The following is a 20,743-nucleotide window of genomic DNA, read 5'->3' on the forward strand; positions in this document are numbered from 1 at the left end:
AGTCGGAAGACGGGGGTTTCCCCTCGTCACCTTTACTCTGCTCGCGACGCTTCGCCCGCACCCACACGAGGCACCCGACCGCGAACAGACCCACCCACCACGGACCGCCCGAACCGCCCAGACCAGCCCCACCGTGGCCCCCACGCAGGTGGAAACCGCCGCCGCCCTCACCGTGGCCGCCACTGCCGCCCCTGCCCAGCACAAGACTTCCCCCCAGAATCATTCCGCCACCGTACGGCGCGACCACCGCCCGGCACAGCCCCACCACAGAGCCCGCATCAACCGTGCGCTGCCATGGGCGCCTTGTGTCTGCTCCCCGCCGGCCCCGGCCCCTCCGTAGCCGCCGCTCTCCGGCGGCAAAAGGGCCCGCGCCTCCCTGCCGGACGGCCGTCGCCGCCCACGGCCGGAACGGCAGCTCGCCCCTGCGCGCCTCCGACACAGGGACGCCCGGGCTTCCGGCACCTCGCGGTGGCCGGGAGCCCGGGCGGAGGCCCCGCGGTCAGTGACCGGTACCGGCTGACCAGTACGTGGAGTTGCCGTCGGGAGAGCTGACAGTCACGTCCCCGTTCGGGTGGATCACCAACACGGCACCGGGGTGCCCGGCGGTGTTGCTGGCCCACAGCGCGTGGCCGGATGCGTCGTAGACGACGAGGTTGCCGTCGCCCTGGATGGCGACCGTGTGGCCGGAGCCAGGCGTGTGCGACGACCAGCGCACGACGCCGCTGGGGTCGATGACCACCAGGTTGCCCTGTCCGTCCATCGCGACCTTCGTGCCGTCCCGGTTGGTGACGGACTGCCCCGCCCCCATGGACGAGCCGGAGGCGATGGCCGTCGCGTAGGCGACCGCGGGCTTCGGAGCCGGGGCGGGGTCGCTCTTCGGCTGCTCCGGCGCGGGGTTGGCGGGCTTGGCGGGAGTCGCCGGCTTCGCCGGGACCGTGGACTTCGCCGGGGTGACCGGAGTCGCCGGCTTGGCGGGCGCGGCCGGAGTGACGGCCTTGGCCGGGGTCGCCGGCTTCGTGACCGCCGGTGTCCGGGTCTCGGCCGGCTTCGCCGAGGTGACCTCGGGCGTGGCCGCCGTGTCCTTGGTGGCGGTGTGGGCAGCCGGGGTGCTCGTCGTCGACTTCGAGGAGGACGAGGTGGACGAGGAGGACGAGGTGGACGGCTTGGCGGGAACGGCCGGGGTCGCCGGCGGCGCCGCTTTCTGCGGGGTGGACGACGTCCCCCCGAACGTGAGGACCGGGAACTTCGGCGAGTCCTTCCCGCCCTTCGTGTCCGCGGAGTCGTCAGGGGGCGTGCCGTGCGGGGCGCTCGCCGCGTTCTTGTCCGGTGTGGCGGAGCGCGGGGACGGGGACAGCGGCGGTGTGCCGTCCAGGCCCGGGGCAAGCGGGGCGCCGTCGGGGCCGACCAGCGCGGGCAGCGCGACAGTGCCCCCGGGGTTGCCCGGAGGCGGCGTGACCGTCGTGTCGCCGGAAGCGTCCCCCGTGGGGCCGCCCGGGGTGGGCGCGCCGCCGATGCGGGCCCCGGCGCCGGAACCGGTGTCCGTGCCGGGGACGACGGCGGTGTCGTTCTGGTACGGCAGGGCGTGGCCGGAGGCCGACGGGCTCGGGCTGTCGCCGGTCCCGGCGTGCGCGAGCGCACCGGAACGGGGACCGTCCGAACCGTGCTGGGCCGGGGCGGGCATCTGGCTGGAGTAGCCGTCGGGCCCGTCGACGGAGCCGTCGCCGTGGTGGGTCGTGTCGCCGCCGAGGCCGGCGATCGGCTGCGGGCTGCCGGTGCCCTCGAAGGTCGTGGTGTCGCGGTCGTTGTTGTGCACGAACGGGACGGTGACCAGGACCGCACCGGCGACCGCGGCGGCCGTCATCAGCGGCCAGCGTCCGGCCTTGGTCGCCAGGGCGGCGACGCGGTGCGGGCGTTCGGCACGGGCCTCGGCCGCGGCGGCGAGGCTGCCGGTGAGGACGGCCTCGGCCGCGGCTTCGGCCTGCGGGTCCGCGGTGGCAGCGGGCTGCTGCCGCCCCCGGGTCTCCGGGCGCGGCAGCCGGCCGGCGACCGGTCCGCTCTCTCGCACGCCGGCCACGGCGGCCACGGCGGCCGGTTCGGTCGCGGCGACGGCCTGCGCAGCGGCGATCGCGGCCGACGCGGCAGCGCCGCCGGTGTCGGTCTCGTCCAGGGGCAGGGCCAGCGCCCGCCGTATGCGCGGCGTCGCGGCCGGGCCGCCTGTCCCCGCCGTCGGCGGGGGTCCGGCCGCCGGGTGGTCGAGGGCCATCCGTCCTCCTCGGTCGTCTGGGTGATGGGGTGTCCGGTACAGCTCCGGTGGCGGGTCAGCCGCCGGGACCCGGGCCGGACGTGAGCAGGCCCAGCGGGCCGGTGCACCGTCCGGGTGTGCGGGCAGGGCTGAGCGGACCGGCCGCGGTTCCCTCGGGGAGGGCACGCGACCGGAGCCGGTCAAGGGCGATCTCGTCGGCCGCGTCCAGGACGCCGGGGACGGCCGCGGGCGTGGATTCGGGGAGTTCGCGCAGCAGGACGACAGCCGTCCCGTCCAGGTCGTCGACGGCCAGCAGCCGCAGCCGCGTCCCGGGGGCGAACAGCACCTCGTCGGCCGTGCCCGGGCCCGCGGCCTCGGCGCCCAGCAGCGAGCCGGCCCGGCGGCCCGTCATCGACCACACGAGGTAGCGGTCCCCCGCCACCGCCGGGCCGCCCCGCTCCAGGGCGAGTCCGCTGACGGGCAGCACGTCGCCCAGCTCCTCGCCGGGTAGCAGGAGCCGGGCCGTCTCGGCGATCCCCGGGGAACCGGCGGGGCGCACGACGGCGCCACGGTAGGAGGGCAGCCGGCGCAGCGCGGCGGCCACGCACGCGAGCACCGGTACGAGGGCGCGGTCGCCTGTGAGGGCCGCCGCGCGCAGCCCCTCGTACGACCAGGGCGCGCCGGGCTCGGCGTCCATGTAGGCGTGTAGCAGGGCCAGTTCGGCGGTGGCGTCCTCCGACTCGGCCGCGGAGCCGCCGCGCAGGGCGGGGATGTGGGTCATGGCCCGGGTCACCGCCGCGCTGTGGGCGTCCCAGGCGGCTCCCAGCAGCACCCGGATCAGGTCCCGTTCGGCTGCGGTGCTGCGCCGGGACGGCTGGACGAGGACACGTCCGGCGATCACCGGCGTGCCGGGCGGTCCCGGCACGGCCGGCGGGACGGGGGCCGCCGGCGGGACGGGGGCTGCCGGTCTCACGGGCGCCTCCGCGACGGCGGAGGACCCGGGAGAACCGGGGGCCTCCGGGGCGTGGGGTGACCTCGCGGTGGCGTGCTCCTCCGGAGTACCGGGCGCGGTGCCGGATGCCTGCGGCGTGACGGACTGCTCGGTGACGCCGGGCGCCGCCGCGATGCCGGACGTGGGCGCTCCCTCGGGTGGCCGCGGGATGGCGGGCGGGGGCATGAGGGGAGGCGTACCCGCGGTGCCGCCTTCGGTGGCCAGCCGCAGCGGTGGGAGCACGGGCGCCTCGTCGGGCAGGGGGCCGCTCTCGTGCTCGGGCGATTCGGTTTCCCGCACGGGCGTGACGACGTCCTCCCCGGCGGCGGCTTCGGCGCGGCCCGGGCCGGCCGAGAAGGCCGAGGTGCCGGATTCCGGGGATGCCGGCCGCGGCGCGCCGGTGGCGACTGCGCGGACGGCGGCTCGCCCGGAGGTCCCGTTCCCCGGCCCGGCCGCCGGGTGACGCGACACGCCTGGGGCCGTCGGCTGGTCCGCGCCGGCACCCGGTGCGTCGCCCGGAGCACCAAGCGCGGCCGTCCCGGGCGTTCCCGGACCGGGCGTTCCCGGCTTCGGCGTTCCCTGACCGGGCGTTCCCGGCCCGGGCGTTCCCGGACCGGGCGCACCGTGCACGGCGGGGGCCTGGGACGTCGTGTTGTCCTGCCGTACGCCGGTCGCCGGCGACTGGGCGCGCGCGGACCCTCCTCGGGTCTGACCCGTGATCGCGTTCCCGCTCGCGGCACCGTCCTCGGCCGGGGACGGTCCGTCCGCAGGCGGGGCAGCCGCGGGCGCGCCGCCGGAACCGCCCCGGTTCGCACCCGCCGAGGACAGGACCGGGAATCCGAGCAGGCGCGGCCTGACGCGTGCGGCCTCCGCCGAGGCCGATCCGCCGGACGGCGACGCCGCGGTGCTCCCCGCGGTCCCACGGTTCGCCCCGGTGTCACTGCTCGCGGCACCTTCCGTCTCGGGCACGCCCGTGGAGAGAGCACCCGTGGACGGCACCCCTTCCACGGGAGACCCGACCGAGCGCACCCTCTCGGACGCGGCGCCGACGGGGGCCCGGCCGCTTGACGACGTTGTCGTCCTCGGCGCGACCGCTGTCTCCTCCGCGGGCGACACCGCCCGAAGAGGTGCACGGCCTGGCGCCGTTGGCGCATCCCGGTCGGCGTCGGTCGCCGCGGCGCCCCCCTGCCGTGAGGAATCGGCGCTGCCCGCGCCTGCGCCTGCACCGGTCCCGGCACCGGCGGACGTCACAGCGCCCGGCGCGTCGGTTCCCCCGGTAGCGGGCCGAACGGGGGCGGGCACGCCCTGCGCGGGCGCTTCCTTGACGGGGGCGGCAGGCGCGCCGTGGGCAGGCGCACCCGGCGCCGCAGTGTCCGCAGCCGCAACGGACCGAAGGGGCGCGGACGGGACCGCCGCGCCCGGCGCGGCGGAGGACGGCGCCAGGCCCGGAGCCGCGTCCAGGAGGAGGGGGCGCCAGCCGCGCGCTGCGACCGCCAGCCCGTACTGGACCGCAAGCCTGCGCACCGCCCGGTGCGTCGCCGGCGACGCCTCCCCGTGGAGCTGGATCATCGTGCGGTCGCGGACGTCGTCCTGGAGCGCGCCGAAGAACCGCTGCAGCGGTGCCCAGAGCGTGGCGTCGTCGAGGCTGAGATCGGGGTGGCCGAGGTCGACGGCCATGACGTCGGGCTCGACGGGCCGCGACGCGGCGCTCTCCGGTACCCGGGCGTCGCTGGGGCCGACCCACAGGCCGGCCCGGGTGACGGCCACCTGCCAGCGCCGGTCGAGCAGGAGGGTGCCGGGCTCCGCGCCCGGACGCAGGCCGCCGATCGGGGCGCGCCAGTCGGCCAGCCGGGGCCGCGCCCCGGCGGGGACGCAGGTGACCGCTTCGACGTAGGGGCGCCAGGAGGGGTTGCCGTGCTCGTCCAGCAGCACGGTGCGGCCGGCCGGATTGCGGGCGGGGTGGTCCCAGGGGGAGCCGCCGGGCTTCGGCGTGGCGTCGTCGAGGAGGACGGTGACGCCGCTGGCGACGCGGAGTTCGGTGCCGAGCAGGTCGGCCGCCTGCTGGGCGGCGGGCAGCAGGTCGCGTCCGTCTCCGGGGAGCAGCCGGACGGTGCCGCGCACGGAGGCGGGCAAGGCGGCGACGACGTCGGCGAGGGCGTCGGCGGGGACCGGTACAGAGCCGGGTGCGCCGACGAGGACGACGGGATGCGCGGAATCCGCCGGCAGGGCGTAGCGGACGGCGTCGGCGCCCTCGGCTGGGCCACCCGCGGGCATCACCATCAGGCCGGCGGGTATGTGGTGCACCACGCAGCCCTCGGCGGTGTCGGCGGCGACCCGATCCAGTGCGGCCTGCCAGCCGGGCTGGGGGTGCCGGGGGCCCAGTCGCCGGGGCAGCATCCCGGGGGAGAACTGCCACCAGGCGCCGGGTGTGCCGGGGACGTCCGGGGCGAAGAGGCCGCCGCCCGGGACGACCATCGCGGCCCCGGCGGGGGCGACCACGTCGAACCGCCAGCGTTCGGTGAGGCGGCGGGCCGGTGCGGGCCGGCCGGGAAGCTCCGCGGCTCCGCCGTTCATCACCAGCCGGATCTGGGTGACGCCGGACGCCTCGCAGGCGTCGAGCGCGGGGGCGAGGCCGTCGCAGAGGGCGTCGGGGTCGGCGAAGCCGGCGCCGACGAGCACGGTGGCCCGGCCGGCGACGGGCGCGCCGAGCATCTCCCGTGCGGAGGCGGCGAGATGCTCGGGCAGCGGTCCGGGACCGTGCACCACGTAGACGCCGTCGCCGCCGGTGACCCGCAGACCGCCGGACTCGGCGCGCCGGGTGGTGCGGGGACTCACTGGCGGCTCCCGGCCGGGCCGGCGCCGTCCGGGGCCGCCCCGGGAACCACCCCGTTCTCGCGCCGGAAAACGCTGCTCGTCGTCACCCGGGAAAAGATACCGGGTCCGCAACCGGATCACCGGGCAAGGGGCTTTCCCTGGACGGCAATTGACCGGATCGCCCTGCCGAATACGCCCGCAATTCACCTGACGGCGAGCGGGCGGCCCCGAATTCGCCGGGGCGAAGGACAGACCGCGATGGGGCGGCCGTGGCGGTCGTTCATCCGAACGCCGCGTCACGGCGGTCCGGTTGCCGGCCGGCCTGCGCGGAACGCCCGGCCACCGCGACCCGGCCTTCGCCGACCGCCCGGCCGCCGCCGGCGGTGCGATGACCGTGGACCACCCGGCCGGTCGCGAGCGGCGGCTGACCGGGACCGTACGATACGGGCCGTCAAGGGACCACCGCCGCACGGACGGAGACGGAATGGCTGCCACGACCGGTTCCGGCCGCAAGGGAGTCGGCGGGCGGACGTACGCCGCCGCGTGCTGCTCGCTGGCGCTGCTCCTCACCGGGGCGGCGGCCGGCTCCTCGGCGGCCGACGCGACGCCGACTCCCCTGCCCTCGGCCGGTGGGACGACGGCGCCGGTGCGGCTGCCGGTGATCCCGACCGGCCTCGACCCGCAGGCGCTGAAGGGCTGCACGAAGGCGTCCCCGACGGTGGCCCGCACGGTGCCGTGGGCGCAGCAGAGCCTCGAACTCCTCCGGGCCGGGCAGCTGTCGTCCGGCGCCGGGGTGACGGTGGCGGTGGTGGACACCGGCGTGTCCCGGACGGCGCCCGCACTGGCCGGCCGGGTCACGGCGGCGGGCGACGCCGGGAAGGACTGCGTGGGGCACGGCACGTTCGTGGCCGGGCTGATCGCGGCGGCTCCGGCGGCCGGCAGCGGCTTCAGCGGGGTGGCGCCGGGATCGCGGGTGCTGGGTCTGAGCGGCTTCGGGCCGGGCGGCGCGCCGAGCGAGCCGGCCGTCGCGCAGGCGGTGCGGACGGCCGTGGACGCCGGCGCGTCGGTGGTCGACGTGTCGCTGGGCTTCCAGAACTCCAGCGCCGCGCTGGACTCGGCGCTGGCCTACGCGGCCCGCAAGGACGTCCTGGTGGTGGCCGCCGCGGTCTCCGACGGGGTGCACTACGAGGACGCGAGCGACGACGACCCGCCCGCGGTGCCGTTCTGGCCGGCGGCGCGCCCGGGCGTGCTGTCGGTGGTCGACGTGGACGACACAGGGAGCCGGCCAGACGGTGCCGTCCGCCCGGCTCGGGCCGACCTGGCCGCGCCCGGCGACGGGGTGATCTCCATCGGCCCCCGTGGCCGCGGCCATTACCTGGGAGACGGGCCCTCGGTGGCGGCCGCCCTGGTGGCCGGCGCGGCGGTCCTCCTGCGCTCGTACGCACCGAAGCTGACCGCCCCCGAGGTGGCGGCGCGGCTGGAGGCGACGGCCTATCCGGCGCCGGTGCCGGTACTCGACGCGTACGCGGCGCTGTCGGACGTCCTCCCCGGCGCCGCCGGGCGGACTGCCACGCCGGACACGGCGTTCAGCCTGCACCCCGAGCCGGCCGATCCGGGCCCCGGGCACCGGGCGCTGCTGGTGGTGGCCGGCTCCGCGCTGGCCGCTGGCGCCCTCGCGGCGAACGCGGCCCTCGCCCGACGGCGCCGTTCCGCCCCGGCCCGTTCCGGCGCCACCACCCCGGCCGCTCCCCCGTCGTAGCCTGACGGCGGTCGCCGCGACACCGGGACGGCGGGTCGTCCGCTCACCGGGGCAGAAGGCCGGCCGCCCCGGTGAGCGCCGGGGCGCCGGTCAGAACAGGTCGGGCACCAGCTCCTCCGCCTCGGTGATCGCCGTCTGGACCTGGACGGTGCTGCGGCGGGTGATGTAGAGGGCCCGGCCGGGCGGCAGCAGTCGCGGCTTGGTGTTGTTGAAGAGGTAGCCCTCGGCCGGCGGGCAGGACATCAGCAGGCCGGGCGCGTTGACCTCCAGCAGGCGCCGCACGAGCGGGTCGTTGATGCCTCGCATGGCGCCTGCCGCGGCCCGGGTGAGGACCATGTGGAAGCCGACCTCGTAGCCCAGCGGCAGGTGTTCGAGCAGCGGCTCGAAGGGGTTGCGCATGGGGTTGGCGACGAGGTCGTAGTCGTCGATGAGGATGAACAGCCGCGGCCCGCGCCACCAGTCGGCCTGACGCATCCGGGCGGGGGTGACCTCGGGCCCGGGGGCGCGGGTGCGCAGCGCGCGGGCCGCGCCGTCGACGAGCTCCCGGAGCTGGTCGACGGAGACGGCGTGGCCGAGCCGGTAGGGCTCGGGCACCGCGTCGATCAGCTCGCGGCGGAAGTCGACGACCAGGACGCGCGCCTGGGCGGGGGTGAACCGCTCGGTGATGCTGCGGGCGATCAGCCGCAGCAGGTTGGTCTTGCCGCTCTCGGTGTCGCCGAACGCCACCAGGTGGGGTGCTTCGGTGAAGTCGTGCCAGGCGGTGCCGAGTTCGGTTTCCTCCACGCCGAGCGGGATGCGGAACAGGGCGCGTGGCGGCCGTCCCTCCCGGGCGGCGGCGACGGCGGCTGCGGGCGGCGGCGGCAGTTCGGCGACGGGCAGCAGCGTGGGCAGCATCCGCACCGGCGGGGCCGCGGGGCCGGTCCAGCTCTCGGCGGCGTCGGCGACCAGGTCGCCGACGCCGTCGGCGAGGTCGGCGGCGCTCTCCACACCGTCGATCCGCGGCAGCGCGGCGAGGAAGTGCAGTTTGCTGTCGGTGGTCAGGCCGCGTCCGGGGCTGCGCGGCACGCTGCCGGCGCGGCGGATGTCGACCATGGAGTCGAGCGGGTCGCCCATCCGCAGCTCCACCCGGGTCGCGGACTGGTCGCGGATCTGCGAGGAGAGTTCGACCCAGCGGGCGGCGGTGGTGACGAGGTGGACGCCGTAGCTGAGTCCTCCGGCGGCGATCCGGTTGACGGTGGGGACGTGGTCCTGGAAGTCCTGCCGGACGGTGGACCAGCCGTCGATGACGAGGAAGACGTCGCCGTGCGGTTCGTCAGGGAACTCGCCGGCCGCGCGGCGGCGCCGGAACGTCGGCATGGAGTCGATGCCGTGCTCCAGGAACAGGCGCTCGCGCCGGCTGAGCAGGGACGTGATCTCGGCCAGGGTGCGGCTGACGCGTTCGTGGTCCAGCCGGCCGGCGACCCCGCCGACGTGCGGCAGGCCGGCCAGCGCCGCGAGCGTGCCGCCGCCGAAGTCCAGGCAGTAGAACTGCACTTCGCGCGGGGTGTGGGTGAGGGCGAGGGCGGCGATGAGGCTGCGCACGAGGGTGGACTTGCCGCTCTGCGGGCCGCCCGCGATGCCGACGTGGCCGCCGGCCCCCGACAGGTCCACGGTCAGCAGGTCGCGCTTCTGCTCGAACGGCCGGTCGATGATGCCGACGGGAACGGTGAGGCCGCCCCGGCCGGGCCAGTCCGCGGTGGTCAGGCCGAGTGCGTGGTCGGGAGCGAGCGGGGGCAGCAGCCGGTCGAGGGTGGGGGGCAGGTCCAGCGGGGGCAGCCACACCTGGTGTGCGGGCGGTCCGGCGGCGTGCAGCCGCCCGATGGCGACCGACAGCAGTGAGTTCTCCCCCGCGTCGGGCTCGGAGACCAGCGGGTCGGGCCCGGTGGACTGCGCTCCGGCGCCCGGCAGTTGGGGGCCGGCGCCGCCCGGCCGGGCACCGGCCAGGGCAAGTGGCTCCCGGCCCGGCTCGGCTCCGGCGTCCTGGGCGCGCTCACGCTTCTCGACCCACTCGCCGGTCCACGGCACGACCTGGTGGGCGACCTGTGCCTGGGCCAGCGCACCGGCCCGCTGGCGGTAGGCGCCGGAGACGTACGCGGCGCGGAACCGGGTCAGCGCCTCGACGCCGCTCTTGAGGAAGCCGCTGCCGGGCTGCGGCGGAAGCTCGTAGGCGTCGGGTACGCCGAGTACGCCGCGGGACTCCATGGCGGAGAACGTCCGCAGTCCGATCCGGTAGGACAGGTGCGACTCGAGCTGGTGCATGCGGCCCTCGTCCAGCCGCTGCGAGGCGAGCAGCAGGTGGACGCCGAGCGACCGGCCGAGCCGGCCGATCATCACGAACAGGTCCATGAACTCGCGGTGCGCGGCGAGCAGTTCGCTGAACTCGTCGACGACCACGAACAGGCTGGGCAGTGGCGCGAGCGGGGCGCCCGCGGCCCGGGCCCGCTCGTACTCCAGCGCCGAGGTGTGGTTACCGGCGGCGCGCAGCAGCTCCTGGCGGCGGATGAGTTCGCCGTGCAGGGCGTCCTGCATGCGGGAGACGAGCGCGGCCTCGTCGGCGAGGTTGGTGATCACCGCCGAGGTGTGCGGGAGTTCGTCCAGGCCGAGGAAGGTCGCGCCGCCCTTGAAGTCGACGAGGACGAAGTTGAGGGTCTCCGAGGAGTGGGTGAGGGCCAGGCCCAGGACGAGGGTGCGCAGCAGCTCGGACTTGCCGGATCCGGTGGCGCCGATGAGCATGCCGTGCGGGCCCATGCCGCCCTGGGCGGACTCCTTGATGTCGAGTTCGACCGCGCGGCCGTCGGCGCCGACCGCGATCGGTACCCGCAGCCGGGCCTGCCCGTTCTGGGCCCGCCGCAGCCAGTAGCCGTCGACGTCGTGACGGTGCAGGTCGGGTATGCCGAGCAGGCTGGTGAGCTGGATGTCGGACTCCAGCGGACGGGCCGCCTCGCCGCTGTCGCCGGTGCGCATCGGGGCGAGCTGCGCGGCCAGCGCCCGGGCGGCGCGGGGGCCGAGGGAGTCGGCGCGGCCGAGCGGGGTGGTGGTCTCCTTGCGGTTGCGGTCGGTGCGGACCAGGCCGACCTCTCCGTCGCCGTCGAACCGCAGCCGCAGCACGGTGCGGCCGGGCCGCCAGCTCAGTGTGGCACCGCAGTCCACGACCACGGCGTTGCGGAAACCGGCCCGGTCGAAGCGGTGCCCGGCCGGGAGCCGGCCGCCGTCGACGACGACGACGGTGAACGGCTCGTCCTTGGAGGGCGCGGCGCCCGCGTCGAAGGCCGGCCGTTCGGTGAACTCCTCGCCGAGCAGGTCCTCCAGTTCGTCGGCGGTGGTGGCGATGAGACGGGCGGGGCCGGCGGCGTCGTTCTCCAGCGGGTGCAGGGAGTGCGGCAGCCACTTGGCCCAGTCCCACTCCGGCCGCCGCTCGGGCGCGACGCAGAAGGCCAGCACCAGGTCCTGCGGGGCGTGCATGACGGCGAGTTGGGCGACGAGCGCGCGGGTGGCGCCGACCGTGCGCTCGCGGTCGCCGTGCAGCAGCACCCGGGCCCAGGTGCGCAGGAACACCGCGATGGGCTGCTCGGGCACAGTGGAATAGGTGTTGATGAACGCCCGCAGCGCGTGGGCGGTGAGCGGGTCGAGGTCGTCGACCGGCCGGGTGGCGTTGGCGGTCAGCCGCAGGGACAGCCGCTGGTCGCCGACGGCGAGCCGCACCTCGCCGAAGTCCTCGTCGCCGGGGCGCCGTTCCCACAGCCGGCTGGTTCCGGCGAAGGACCACAGGGCGGCCGGCTCGGGGTGCCGCCAGGCCAGCGCGCGCTGCTGGTCGGCGACCGCTCGGCGCACCCGGCGGCGCTGCGCGCCGAGGTAGCGCAGGTAGTCGCGGCGGGCGCCCTTGAGCTTGTTGCGGCGTTCGTTGCCGGCCCGGGCGAGCTGACCGACGAGCATCATCGCCATGGACAGCACCATCATGCCCACGATCAGGTAGGTGACCGGGCTGGAGGCGGTGCCGGGGCGGGTGTAGAGCAGCACGATGGCGCCCGACATCATGGCCATCGGCAGATAGGTGAGCATGGCGTTGCCGCTGGGCTGCGGCTCCGACATCACCGGGGGTTCCTGGAGGGCAAGGTCGCCCTCGGGCATCTGCGGACCGCCCCGGCGGGCCGGCCGGCGGAAGTGGACCACGCTCAAGGGGAGTTCACCTCACGGGCTGTCGTACTCGGCACCGCCCCATCCCATCACGTGCGGGTGGACGGCCGACAGGGCACCCGCTCACGTCCCGTTGGCCACCAGGTGGACCATCCGTCACATCGCCGGGGTAAGGTGCCCGGCGTTCGATGTGGCCGGTCTGGGGTGCCACGGGGTTTCTGAGAAGGGCGGCGCATGAGCGACAGCTCGGTTGCTGGGCTGTGCAGGCTGACCGTCAGGGCGCCGGGAGCAGCGCTGGATCTGGCGGTGCCCTCGGACATCGCGCTGGCCGACCTGCTGCCCGCGATCGTCGGCCACGCGGGCGGCGACCTGGCCGAGTCCGGTCTGGAGCACGGCGGTTGGGCGCTGCAGCGGATCGGCGGTCCGCCGCTGGACCCGGAGGGAACGCCCCAATCGCTGGAGCTGCGCGAGGGCGAGGTACTGCTGCTGCGCCCGCTGACGGAGGCGCTGCCGCCGGTGCGCTTCGACAACCTGGTGGACGGTGTCAGCGCGACGATGCGGGAACTGCCGCACGCGTGGTCGCCGTTCGTGAGCCGCTGGGCGCTGCGCGGGGTGCTGCTGGCGGTGCTGAGCGCGGCGCTGGTGCTGCTGGCGCTGTCCGGCGGGGACTCCTCGTCGCGGTCGGCGCTGGCAGCGGGGGCGGCGCTGCTGGCGCTGGCCGGCGCGGGCGCGGCGGCAAGGGTGCTGGACGACCTGCCCGGCGCGGTGCTGCTGGGGTTGTCCGCGGGGCCGTTCGCGGCGCTGGCCGGGGCGCTGGCGGTCGGCGGCGGGCAGCCGGGCCCGCGCTGGCTGGCGGCCGCGGCCGCCTGGTGCGCGGCGGGCGCTCTGGCGCTGACGCTGGTGGCCGCCTGTCCGGTCGCGTTCGTGCCGAGCGTGGTCGCCGGGGTGGCCGCGCTGCTGGCCGGGGCGCTGATGACGAGCGTGCACGACGCGGGCCTGGACGGCGCGGGCGCCGCGGTGGCGGTGCCGGTCGTGGTGTTCGGCGCGTTCGTGCCCATGCTGTCGTTCTCGCTGGCCGGGCTGCGGCTGCCGCTCCTGCCGACGACGTCCGACCAGCTCCAGGAGGGCATCGAGCCGTACCCGAGCACGGAGGTCGAGACGCGCACCCGGGCCGCCGACCAGTGGATGACGGGCCTGTACGCGGCGGTCGGCGCGATCTGCGCGGCGTGCCTGGCAGGGCTGGCCACCGACCCGGGATGGGCGCAGGGGGTGACCGGCTCGCTGCTGGCGCTGCTGCTGGTGCTGCACGGCCGCAGCCTCGGCAATGCCTGGCAGCGGTTGTCACTGGTGCTGCCGGGCGCGCTCGGTGCGGTGCTGCTGGCCGTCTGCGCGGCCCGCCGGCACAGCCCGCACGCCCAACTGATCACGGTCGCCTGCCTGCTGGCGGTGGCGTGCCTGACCGCGGTGGTGGCGTGGACGGTGCCGGGGCGGCGGCTGCTGCCGTACTGGGGGCGGGCCGGGGACATCCTGCAGTCGGTGGCGGCGGTGGGACTGCTGCCCGCCGTGCTGTGGGTGCTGGACGTCTACGGCCGGCTGCGCGGAATCCGGGGGTAGGGCGGTGCAGACCCGACGCGACCAGGTCCAGGCGCACCGCTTCGTGGTGTCGCGGCTCACCTCCGGCCTGCTGCGCAACGACCCGGACGTACCGGAGGGTCCCAACACCCGCACCAACCGGGCGCTGGCGTTCGGTGGGGCGCTGGGCGCGGTGGTCGCCGCCGGGTTCCTGGTGTTCGGCTTCGTCTCGCCGGGCGGCTCGGACGCCTGGAAGCAGCCCGGCACGCTCATCGTCGAGCAGGGCACCGGCAACCGGTACCTGTACGACGGGACGCTGCGCCCGGTGCGCAACTACGCCTCCGCGCGGCTGATCGCCGGCAGCGGCCTGACGGTCCACACGGTGCCGCGCTCGACACTGGCGCCGGTGCCGCGCGGTGGCCCGGTGGGCATCGCCGGCGCCCCGGACGGGCTTCCGCCGGCGGCCCGGCTCGGCACCGGGGCGTGGCAGGTGTGCGCCTCGACCCGTACCACCGACAGCGGCGGCACCGCACCGGAAACCAGCCTGACCGTGGACGGCGTCCGGTCCGGCGGCGGGCTCGGCGCGGGCCAGGCGCTGCTGGTGAACGGCCCGGACGGCACCTCGTACCTGCTGTGGCGGGGCAACCGCTTCCGGCTCTCCTCGGGCACGTCCACCGCGGACGCGCTCGGCTACGGGACCGCCGCGGCGCTACCGGTGTCGGCGGCCTTCCTCGACGCCGTGCCGGCCGGCGCCGACCTCGCCCCGCCGGACGTGCCGGGCAAGGGCACGCCGGGCCCGGCGCTGGACGGCCTGGCCACTCGCGTCGGGCAGGTCTTCCTGGTGCGCGCCCCGGGCGCGGCCAAGCAGTACTACCTGCTGCAGCGGGCGGGCCTGGTGCCGGTGAGCACCACCCAGGCGGCGCTGGAGCTGGCGGCGCCCGACGAGCGGTCCGCGGCCTACGCGGGCAGCGCGCCCACCGCGGTGCCGATCGCGGCGGACGCGCTCAGCTCGGCGCTGGTGCGCGGCGGCACGGCGGGCCCGGGCGACGCCGCCCAGGCGCTGCCGCAGACGCCGCCGGCCCTGGTGCCGGTGGACGCCGGGCAGGCCGCGTGCGTGCGGCTGGACCCCGCGGCGCCCGCGGACGGCGACAGCACGGGCACCGGGGCACGGATCAGCCTGTCGGTGACTCCGGCGGCCGGACTCGGCGCCGGTACGGCGGGCGGCGCCGGCGGGGACACCACCGGCGTCCAGGCGCACGCGGCCGCCGCGTGCCTGCCGGTCGACGCGGTGCTGGTGCCGCCCAGCGGCGGCGCGCTGGTGCGGGCCCTGGGCGCGGGCGGCGGTCCGGTGGGCACGACCACGTACCTGGTGGCCGACGACGGGGTGAAGTACCTGGTACCCGACGCCCAGGCGGCGGGGGCGCTCGGATACGACCTGGCGGCGGCCCGCGGAGTGCCCGCGCCGCTGCTGGCCATGCTGCCGACCGGGCCGGACCTGTCGCCGCGGGACGCCTTGGCCGGGCGCGCCGAGACCACCGGCGGGGGCGCGTGCACCGGCGGAACCGGCACTGTCGGGAGCATGGCCGGCGGCGCGGGCGGATCCTGACCGTATTCCGCCGCCGCTTTGCCCCGTCCGAATCAGCGCATGCGTGTATGCCACATCACATCGCGCAAATGCCGTGCGTGGAACCGGAGTTGGCTGAACGGCGTGATTCTTTTCATCGTTGAAGAGGATTCACCCAGGTTTTGTTGCAGGTGAGTTGGCGGTCGGCTTACGCTGGCGCGCGATCGCAGTCCGAGTGGGCCACCGTTCGCCGCCTACCGGTGCAACCAGGCCCCCGAAGGGGCGCCCGCGCACCGGGGTCCGGCGCGCAGCCCGGTGTCGCCCGCCAACCGGGAAGGACACCGTATGAGCACCCCCTCCGGCACGACGCAGCAGTCGTCGACAGCGACATACAGCCAGGCGGTCTCCTACCTCGAGACCGCGCGGAGCAAGATGACCGCGGTGCAGCAGCAGGTGGCCGACGCCGCCGCGACGCTGTCCACGCACTACCAGGGTCCCGACGGCCAGGCGTACGCGCAGGTGATGGCGGCCTGGTCGGCGGAGGTCGACCGGATCAAGGCCACCTGCGAGGCCATGGAGGACCAGCTGGACAACAGCCTCCAGGCGTCCAACAAGACGCAGAGCGACAACCTCGGCGCCGTCCAGCAGGCGGGCCACCTGTCCATCACCCACGGCTCGGTCTCCGACGGCGTCTACGGCGCGCTGACCAGCTGACACAGCGCCCGAGCAGCCCGAACCGCCCTGCCCCTCCCACCTTCTGGAGTGCACCATGTCCGCCGAGGACGGCATCTACATCGACCACGGGCAGGCGCTGACCTTCTCCGAGGAGATGCAGCAGCAGACGCAGCGCATCGCCGGGATCGTCAGTGACCTGCAGAGCGAGTTGGGCGCGATCGTCGCCAACTGGCTCGGCCCGGACCGCGACGTCTACTACAACAAGGTCCAGCCCACCTGGAACGCCGAGGTGAACGCGCTGAGCACGATCCTTTCCAGCCACGCGCAGACGCTGGAGGGAATCTCGGACAACTACAAGCAGACGGTGTACCGCAACGCGCAGGGCTTCGAGGAGATCAAGTTCTGAACCCCCGCACCGGGGCACGCCCGGCGGCCGACCGCCGCCCGGGCCTGCCCCGCGCCGGGCCCGCCACACCGACCGCCGCCAGGAAGGCACCGCGATGACCCACAAGGCCGATCTGACGAAGCTGGACGCGAAAGCGCTCCAGGACTTCATCGACGACGACGTCAGCGCCTTCATCACCGACATCGCCAACCTGCGCAAGGCCGGCCAGACCCCGCCGGCCCTCTTCGACCTGGGCAGCTCGCCGACGCCGGTCACCATGGGCCAGATGGGCGGTGACGACACCACCGGCGGCAAGAACGTGGTGAGCAACGCGCAGAACGCCGCCCAGGCGATCGACAAGGTGCTGCGCACGCACAAGGAGTCCTTCGAGGAGCTGAAGAAGGAGCTCCAGAAGGTCATCACCACGATGCTGAAGACCCAGGGCGACACGCTGGCCACCATCGACGGGCAGAAGTTCGTCGACGCGCTCTCCGGCTACGACTTCGACATGAACGGCGGCGACTCCACCGGCCAGCAGCCGCCCGGCTCGGGCCACGGCTCCTCGTCCTGACGTCCCGCACCCGCCGGGCCGCGCCGCCGCGGCCCGGGTCCCTCCCGGAGGTACCGCATGGCCGCGTCGGCCGACAACTGGGAAGACATCATCAACCTGGTCACCGGCTTCACCCTGCCCGCCCGCAGTGACATCACCGGGGCGAAGGGGCAGGGCGGCCTGCACTGGCTGGACGTGACGATCGACAAGGTGAAGGAGGGCACCAGCGCCACCGGCGGGCCGCACCCGGACGGCAAGGGCTTCGACATCTACTTCTACGCCGGCAGCGGCGACGACGTCGACGGCTACAAGGCCACGGTCACCTTCACCGACCAGAGCGACGGATTCCACTACTGGACGCGCTCGCAGAACGCGCTGAAGGTCCTCGTCGGCAAGCCCTACACGACGGTGGACGCCCGCACCGACAACGACAGCGCCGGTGATCCGAGCGCCGGCAACGCGGTGGACCTCACCACGTTCCCGGTGATGGCCAAGTCCTTCGACGCCGCGGGTACGTTCTTCAAGAACCACACCGAGACGCTGAAGCAGTGGGCGGAGAGCCTCGGCGACGAGAACGCGGCCTGGAAGGGCCATGCGGCCGGCGTCTTCTACCACCTGGTCAACGACCTGCACGACACGTACGACACCCTCACCGCCGACCTGATCCCACCGGGCTTCTCCCCGGCGAACACCTCGCCGTCGACCGGATATGTCTCCTCCACCCAGTTCGGGGACTCGATCGTGGGCGCGGAGGTGTCGCTGCACGACGCGCTCAGCTCCCTCAACGACCACCTCACGAAGTTCGTCAACCACACCGGCAGCGCGGTGAAGAACACCCACCCGGACGGCACCACCACCCAGGACACGGTCAGCGGTGACACCCGCGAGGTGCTGGTGGCGGTGATGAACGACATCGTCACGTGGGTGAACAACCACAACCTGACGAAGGTGACCACGTACGACAAGTTCAACCCGTACGGCGGCTACATGGGCAACCCGGGCGCGCCGATCCCGACGCTCACCACGGCTCCCGGTTTCTCCGACACCACGACGTGGGGGAACCTGAAGGACACCGCCACCTGGGGCGGCGCGGCCAACGAGGCGATCGCCCGGTGGACCGCCAACGTCCAGACTAACCTGGACGATCCGGCCCGCACGGTGATCAAGACCCTGCAGCAGTCCTGGAGCCGGGTTCTCAACCCGAACTGGGACGGCGCCTTCCAGTTCAGCCCCGGTCCCGCCGTCTCGCTGGCCTCCGAGTACCAGAAGGAGGAGGCGGCGATCGAGAAGGCGAAGGCGGACGAGGCCAACGACAAGCTCAACACGGCGCTGAACAACATCGGCGACGGCATGAACAACTTCAAGAACGGGCTGGACAACTTCGGCAACAGCATCAACAACTTCGGGAACAACATCAACTCCGGCCTGAACCACTTCGGCGACAGCGTTGGGAACCTCGGCGACAACCTGAACTCGGGCCTGAACCACTTCGGCGACAGCCTCGGCAACAACCTCAACAGCGGGCTGCACGGCCTGGGCAACGACTTCCAGACGGTCGGCGGCGGCCTGAACAACCTGAACGACGGGCTGAACCACTTCGGCGACAACATCAGCAACGGCCTGGGCGGCCTGGGGAACAGCTTCACCAATGGCCTGGGTGGCCTCGGGAACAGCTTCACCAACGGGCTGGGCGGCCTCGGCAACCTCAGCAACCTCTTCACCGGCCCCAACGGCCCGACCGGGCTGCTCGGGCCTGCCGGCTCCTTCGTGCCGACGCCCAACAGCGACCTGCTGACGAACACCGTCGACCCCGCCCTCGCCGGCTTCCGCAACAGCAACGGCTCGACGACCACGCAGAACGCCGACGGCAGCGTCACCACCACGTACCCCGACGGCAGTTCCACGACCGTCTCCCCCAACGGCACCGTCACGTCCACGCGCCCGGACGGCAGCACCACCACGACCAGGCTCAACCCCGGTAAGACGCTGACCAACGCGGACGGCTCGACCACGGCGCTCGGCTCGGACGGCTCGATCACCACGCACTTCCCGGACGGCTCCACGGTCACGCAGAAGCCCGACGGCAGCCTCGTCACCACCCATCCGGACGGCAGCACCACCACCCACTTCGGCAACGGTGTGGTGGAGACCACCGGCACCGACGGCGTCACCCACCTGACGGCGACCGACGGCACGACGATGACGCAGAACCCCAACGGCAGCGTGACCTCGGACTTCGCGGACGGCAGCCACACGACGCTCTCGCCCGACGGCACCGTGACCACCACGGACGCGTCCGGCCACACCGTCACCAGCCACCTGGGCAACGGGCAGTCGCTGGTCAACCCCGACGGCAGCAGCACCACGCTGGGCGGCGACGGGTCGATGACCACGCACTACCCCGACGGCTCGACCGTCACCGTCCACCCCGACGGGACCGTCACCACCACCGACGCGACCGGGACCGGCACCGGGTCGGGCAAGGAACTGGGCGGCCTGGGCAACGAGTCGGACCTGTCCGGCGGCGGGCCGCGGGTGCCGACCTCCAGCAGCGGCCACGGCGGCGGGCTGACCCTGCGGGACGGCGAGGGCCACACGACCACGCACTTCCCCAGTGGGGCCGTCGCCACGACGGACTCCCTCGGCAATACCACCACAACGTTCCCCGACGGCAGCTCGACCGTCGCCGGCCCCAACGGCGAGTTCCAGACCGTCCCCAGCCCGCAGACCGTGGCCGCGGCGCAGGCTGCCGCCGCCGGGCCGCTGGGCGGCGTCGGGGAGGGCCTCGTCGGGGCCCAGGGAGCGTCCCCGGCCACCGACGCGGTGGGCCTGAGCGGACTGGCGTCCCCCATGATGATGATGATGGGGATGTCGCGCATGGGTCAGCAGGGCCAGCAGCGGGAGGGCGAGCGGGTCCGCGAGACGTACGCCCAGCGCGACGGGGACGGCGCCTTCATCCAGGGCGGCAGCCACCAGCAGTACGCCCCGCCGCCCGAGGACGAGTTCGAGGAGGAGGACGCCGATCCGGACGAGTTGCCGAGCCGCACCCCGACCGGCGGCCAGGGCGGCCGGTTCGGCCGCGGCGCGGCGCAGCGGCCCTCCACGCAGTCCAGCTGGTCGGACGGTGACGACGTGTGGGGCACCGGCGAGGAGGGAATGCCCGCCTCCCTCGGCCGTTAGGACCCCTTTCCGCGGGGCTGTCCCGCAGGGCCGGAACCGGCCCGTGACCGCCCCACCCGTGACCATGGAGGACCACCCGTGAGCGACGACCTGCGCAGCCGGCTCGACCAGGCGATGGCCGAGTTCGAGACGCAGCGGCAGGCCCTGGTCGCGGCCAGGGACCGGATCGCCGCCGTGGAGGTGACCGCCCGCTCGCGCGACGACGCCGTCGAGGTCACGCTCGGCGCCGACGGCGCTCCCACGGCACTGCGCTTCCCCGGCAACCGGCACCAGAAGATGTCCGGCCAGGAACTGGCCGCCTCCGTGCTGGAGGTGATCAGGGTCGCCCGCGAGGAGCTCACGGTGCGGGTGCGGGCCGGCTTCGACGAGGCGGTGGGCGCGGTGCGCGGCTCCGCCGCCGACCCGGCCGAGGACCGCCTCCAGGGGCTGGGCCTGGACCGGCTGCTCGACCCCCTGCGGGCCCCCGGCGGCCCGCTCGACCCCTCTGGAGGCAAGCCCCGTGGCTGACGACAACGTGTTCGCGGCGATACCCGGCGAGGTCCAGCAGGGCGGCGGCGTCACCGACGAGGTGGGCCTTGCCGCCCGCCAACTGGCCAAGGCCTACGAGACCTACAGCGCCTTCGACCCCAACAACCCGCCGTGGGGCCGGACCGGTGACACCGCCGAGGCGTTCCGGGAGAAGTACGTGCAGCCGCACGCCGACCTGCGGGACGCCCTCGACGCCCTCGCCCAGGCCATCACCTCGGCCGCCACGAAGACCGTCAACTCCGGGAAGGGCTTCCACAACGCTCAGTCCGACGCCCTCGACGCCCTGCACGGGGACGGAGGTCGGCGCTGA

Annotated in this window: 12 protein-coding genes; 9 read left to right on the plus strand and 3 right to left on the minus strand. The window is 74.9% G+C overall.

The genetic code is table 11. The features are described 5' to 3' along the window. Positions 1-499 precede the first annotated feature (499 nt). Both K7862_RS07035 and K7862_RS07040 read right to left on the minus strand, forming a co-directional pair. Positions 500-2,263 (minus strand): hypothetical protein, encoded by a 1,764-nt coding sequence (locus tag K7862_RS07035; RefSeq protein WP_222961534.1) that lies wholly within the window; start codon positions 2,261-2,263, stop codon positions 500-502. A gap of 55 nt (positions 2,264-2,318) precedes the next feature. Then, entirely contained in the window at positions 2,319-6,068 is a 3,750-nt protein-coding gene (locus K7862_RS07040) for a hypothetical protein (protein ID WP_222961535.1), read from the minus strand. A 463-nt stretch (positions 6,069-6,531) separates the two neighbouring features. Between K7862_RS07040 and K7862_RS07045 the strand changes: the two genes are divergently transcribed. Continuing rightward, the gene (locus tag K7862_RS07045; RefSeq protein WP_222961536.1) at positions 6,532-7,806 is read left to right on the plus strand and encodes a S8 family serine peptidase; all 1,275 of its coding nucleotides are present in this window, start codon (positions 6,532-6,534) and stop codon (positions 7,804-7,806) included. A gap of 90 nt (positions 7,807-7,896) precedes the next feature. Here the strand turns inward: K7862_RS07045 and eccCa are convergent, their stop codons facing one another. Then, a complete protein-coding gene (eccCa, locus tag K7862_RS07050; RefSeq protein WP_222961574.1) occupies positions 7,897-12,015 on the minus strand; it encodes a type VII secretion protein EccCa in 4,119 nt (1,372 codons plus the stop codon). 198 nt (positions 12,016-12,213) lie between these two features. Here eccCa and eccD point away from each other — a divergent pair, with 198 nt between their 5' ends. The 8 genes from eccD (at position 12,214) to K7862_RS07090 (ending at position 20,743) form a co-directional block, all read left to right on the plus strand. Further along, positions 12,214-13,593: a type VII secretion integral membrane protein EccD gene (gene eccD, locus K7862_RS07055; protein ID WP_222961537.1), complete on the plus strand. Its 1,380-nt coding sequence runs from the start codon at positions 12,214-12,216 to the stop codon at positions 13,591-13,593. Between the two features lie 4 nt (positions 13,594-13,597). After that, positions 13,598-15,157, plus strand: a complete 1,560-nt coding sequence (eccB, locus tag K7862_RS07060) for a type VII secretion protein EccB (RefSeq protein WP_222961538.1) — start codon at positions 13,598-13,600, stop codon at positions 15,155-15,157. A gap of 303 nt (positions 15,158-15,460) precedes the next feature. Continuing rightward, positions 15,461-15,829 carry a hypothetical protein gene (locus tag K7862_RS07065; RefSeq protein WP_222961539.1) on the plus strand — a complete coding sequence of 123 codons (369 nt, stop codon included), beginning with the start codon at positions 15,461-15,463 and terminating at the stop codon, positions 15,827-15,829. A 55-nt stretch (positions 15,830-15,884) separates the two neighbouring features. Then, the gene (locus K7862_RS07070; RefSeq protein WP_222961540.1) at positions 15,885-16,196 is read left to right on the plus strand and encodes a WXG100 family type VII secretion target; all 312 of its coding nucleotides are present in this window, start codon (positions 15,885-15,887) and stop codon (positions 16,194-16,196) included. A 94-nt stretch (positions 16,197-16,290) separates the two neighbouring features. After that, positions 16,291-16,746, plus strand: a complete 456-nt coding sequence (locus K7862_RS07075) for a type VII secretion system-associated protein (RefSeq protein ID WP_222961541.1) — start codon at positions 16,291-16,293, stop codon at positions 16,744-16,746. A gap of 57 nt (positions 16,747-16,803) precedes the next feature. Next, entirely contained in the window at positions 16,804-19,905 is a 3,102-nt protein-coding gene (locus K7862_RS07080) for an AAWKG family protein (RefSeq protein ID WP_222961542.1), read from the plus strand. 78 nt (positions 19,906-19,983) lie between these two features. After that, the gene (locus K7862_RS07085) at positions 19,984-20,412 is read left to right on the plus strand and encodes a YbaB/EbfC family nucleoid-associated protein (RefSeq protein WP_222961543.1); all 429 of its coding nucleotides are present in this window, start codon (positions 19,984-19,986) and stop codon (positions 20,410-20,412) included. Further along, positions 20,405-20,743 (plus strand): hypothetical protein, encoded by a 339-nt coding sequence (locus tag K7862_RS07090; RefSeq protein WP_222961544.1) that lies wholly within the window; start codon positions 20,405-20,407, stop codon positions 20,741-20,743. Before K7862_RS07085 ends, K7862_RS07090 begins: the two co-directional genes overlap by 8 nt.

Source organism: Actinacidiphila acidipaludis (assembly GCF_019890725.1).
Classification (GTDB): Bacteria; Actinomycetota; Actinomycetes; order Streptomycetales; family Streptomycetaceae; genus Actinacidiphila; species Actinacidiphila acidipaludis.

What these genes read in the sequence shown, in the direction of transcription:
- K7862_RS07035 (WP_222961534.1), bottom strand. Translation starts at nt 2,263, where the DNA reads ATGGCCCTCGACCACCCGGCGGCCGGACCCCCGCCGACGGCGGGGACA.
- K7862_RS07065 (WP_222961539.1), top strand. Translation starts at nt 15,461, where the DNA reads ATGAGCACCCCCTCCGGCACGACGCAGCAGTCGTCGACAGCGACATAC.
- K7862_RS07075 (WP_222961541.1), top strand. Translation starts at nt 16,291, where the DNA reads ATGACCCACAAGGCCGATCTGACGAAGCTGGACGCGAAAGCGCTCCAG.
- eccD (WP_222961537.1), top strand. Translation starts at nt 12,214, where the DNA reads ATGAGCGACAGCTCGGTTGCTGGGCTGTGCAGGCTGACCGTCAGGGCG.
- K7862_RS07070 (WP_222961540.1), top strand. Translation starts at nt 15,885, where the DNA reads ATGTCCGCCGAGGACGGCATCTACATCGACCACGGGCAGGCGCTGACC.
- K7862_RS07080 (WP_222961542.1), top strand. Translation starts at nt 16,804, where the DNA reads ATGGCCGCGTCGGCCGACAACTGGGAAGACATCATCAACCTGGTCACC.
- K7862_RS07045 (WP_222961536.1), top strand. Translation starts at nt 6,532, where the DNA reads ATGGCTGCCACGACCGGTTCCGGCCGCAAGGGAGTCGGCGGGCGGACG.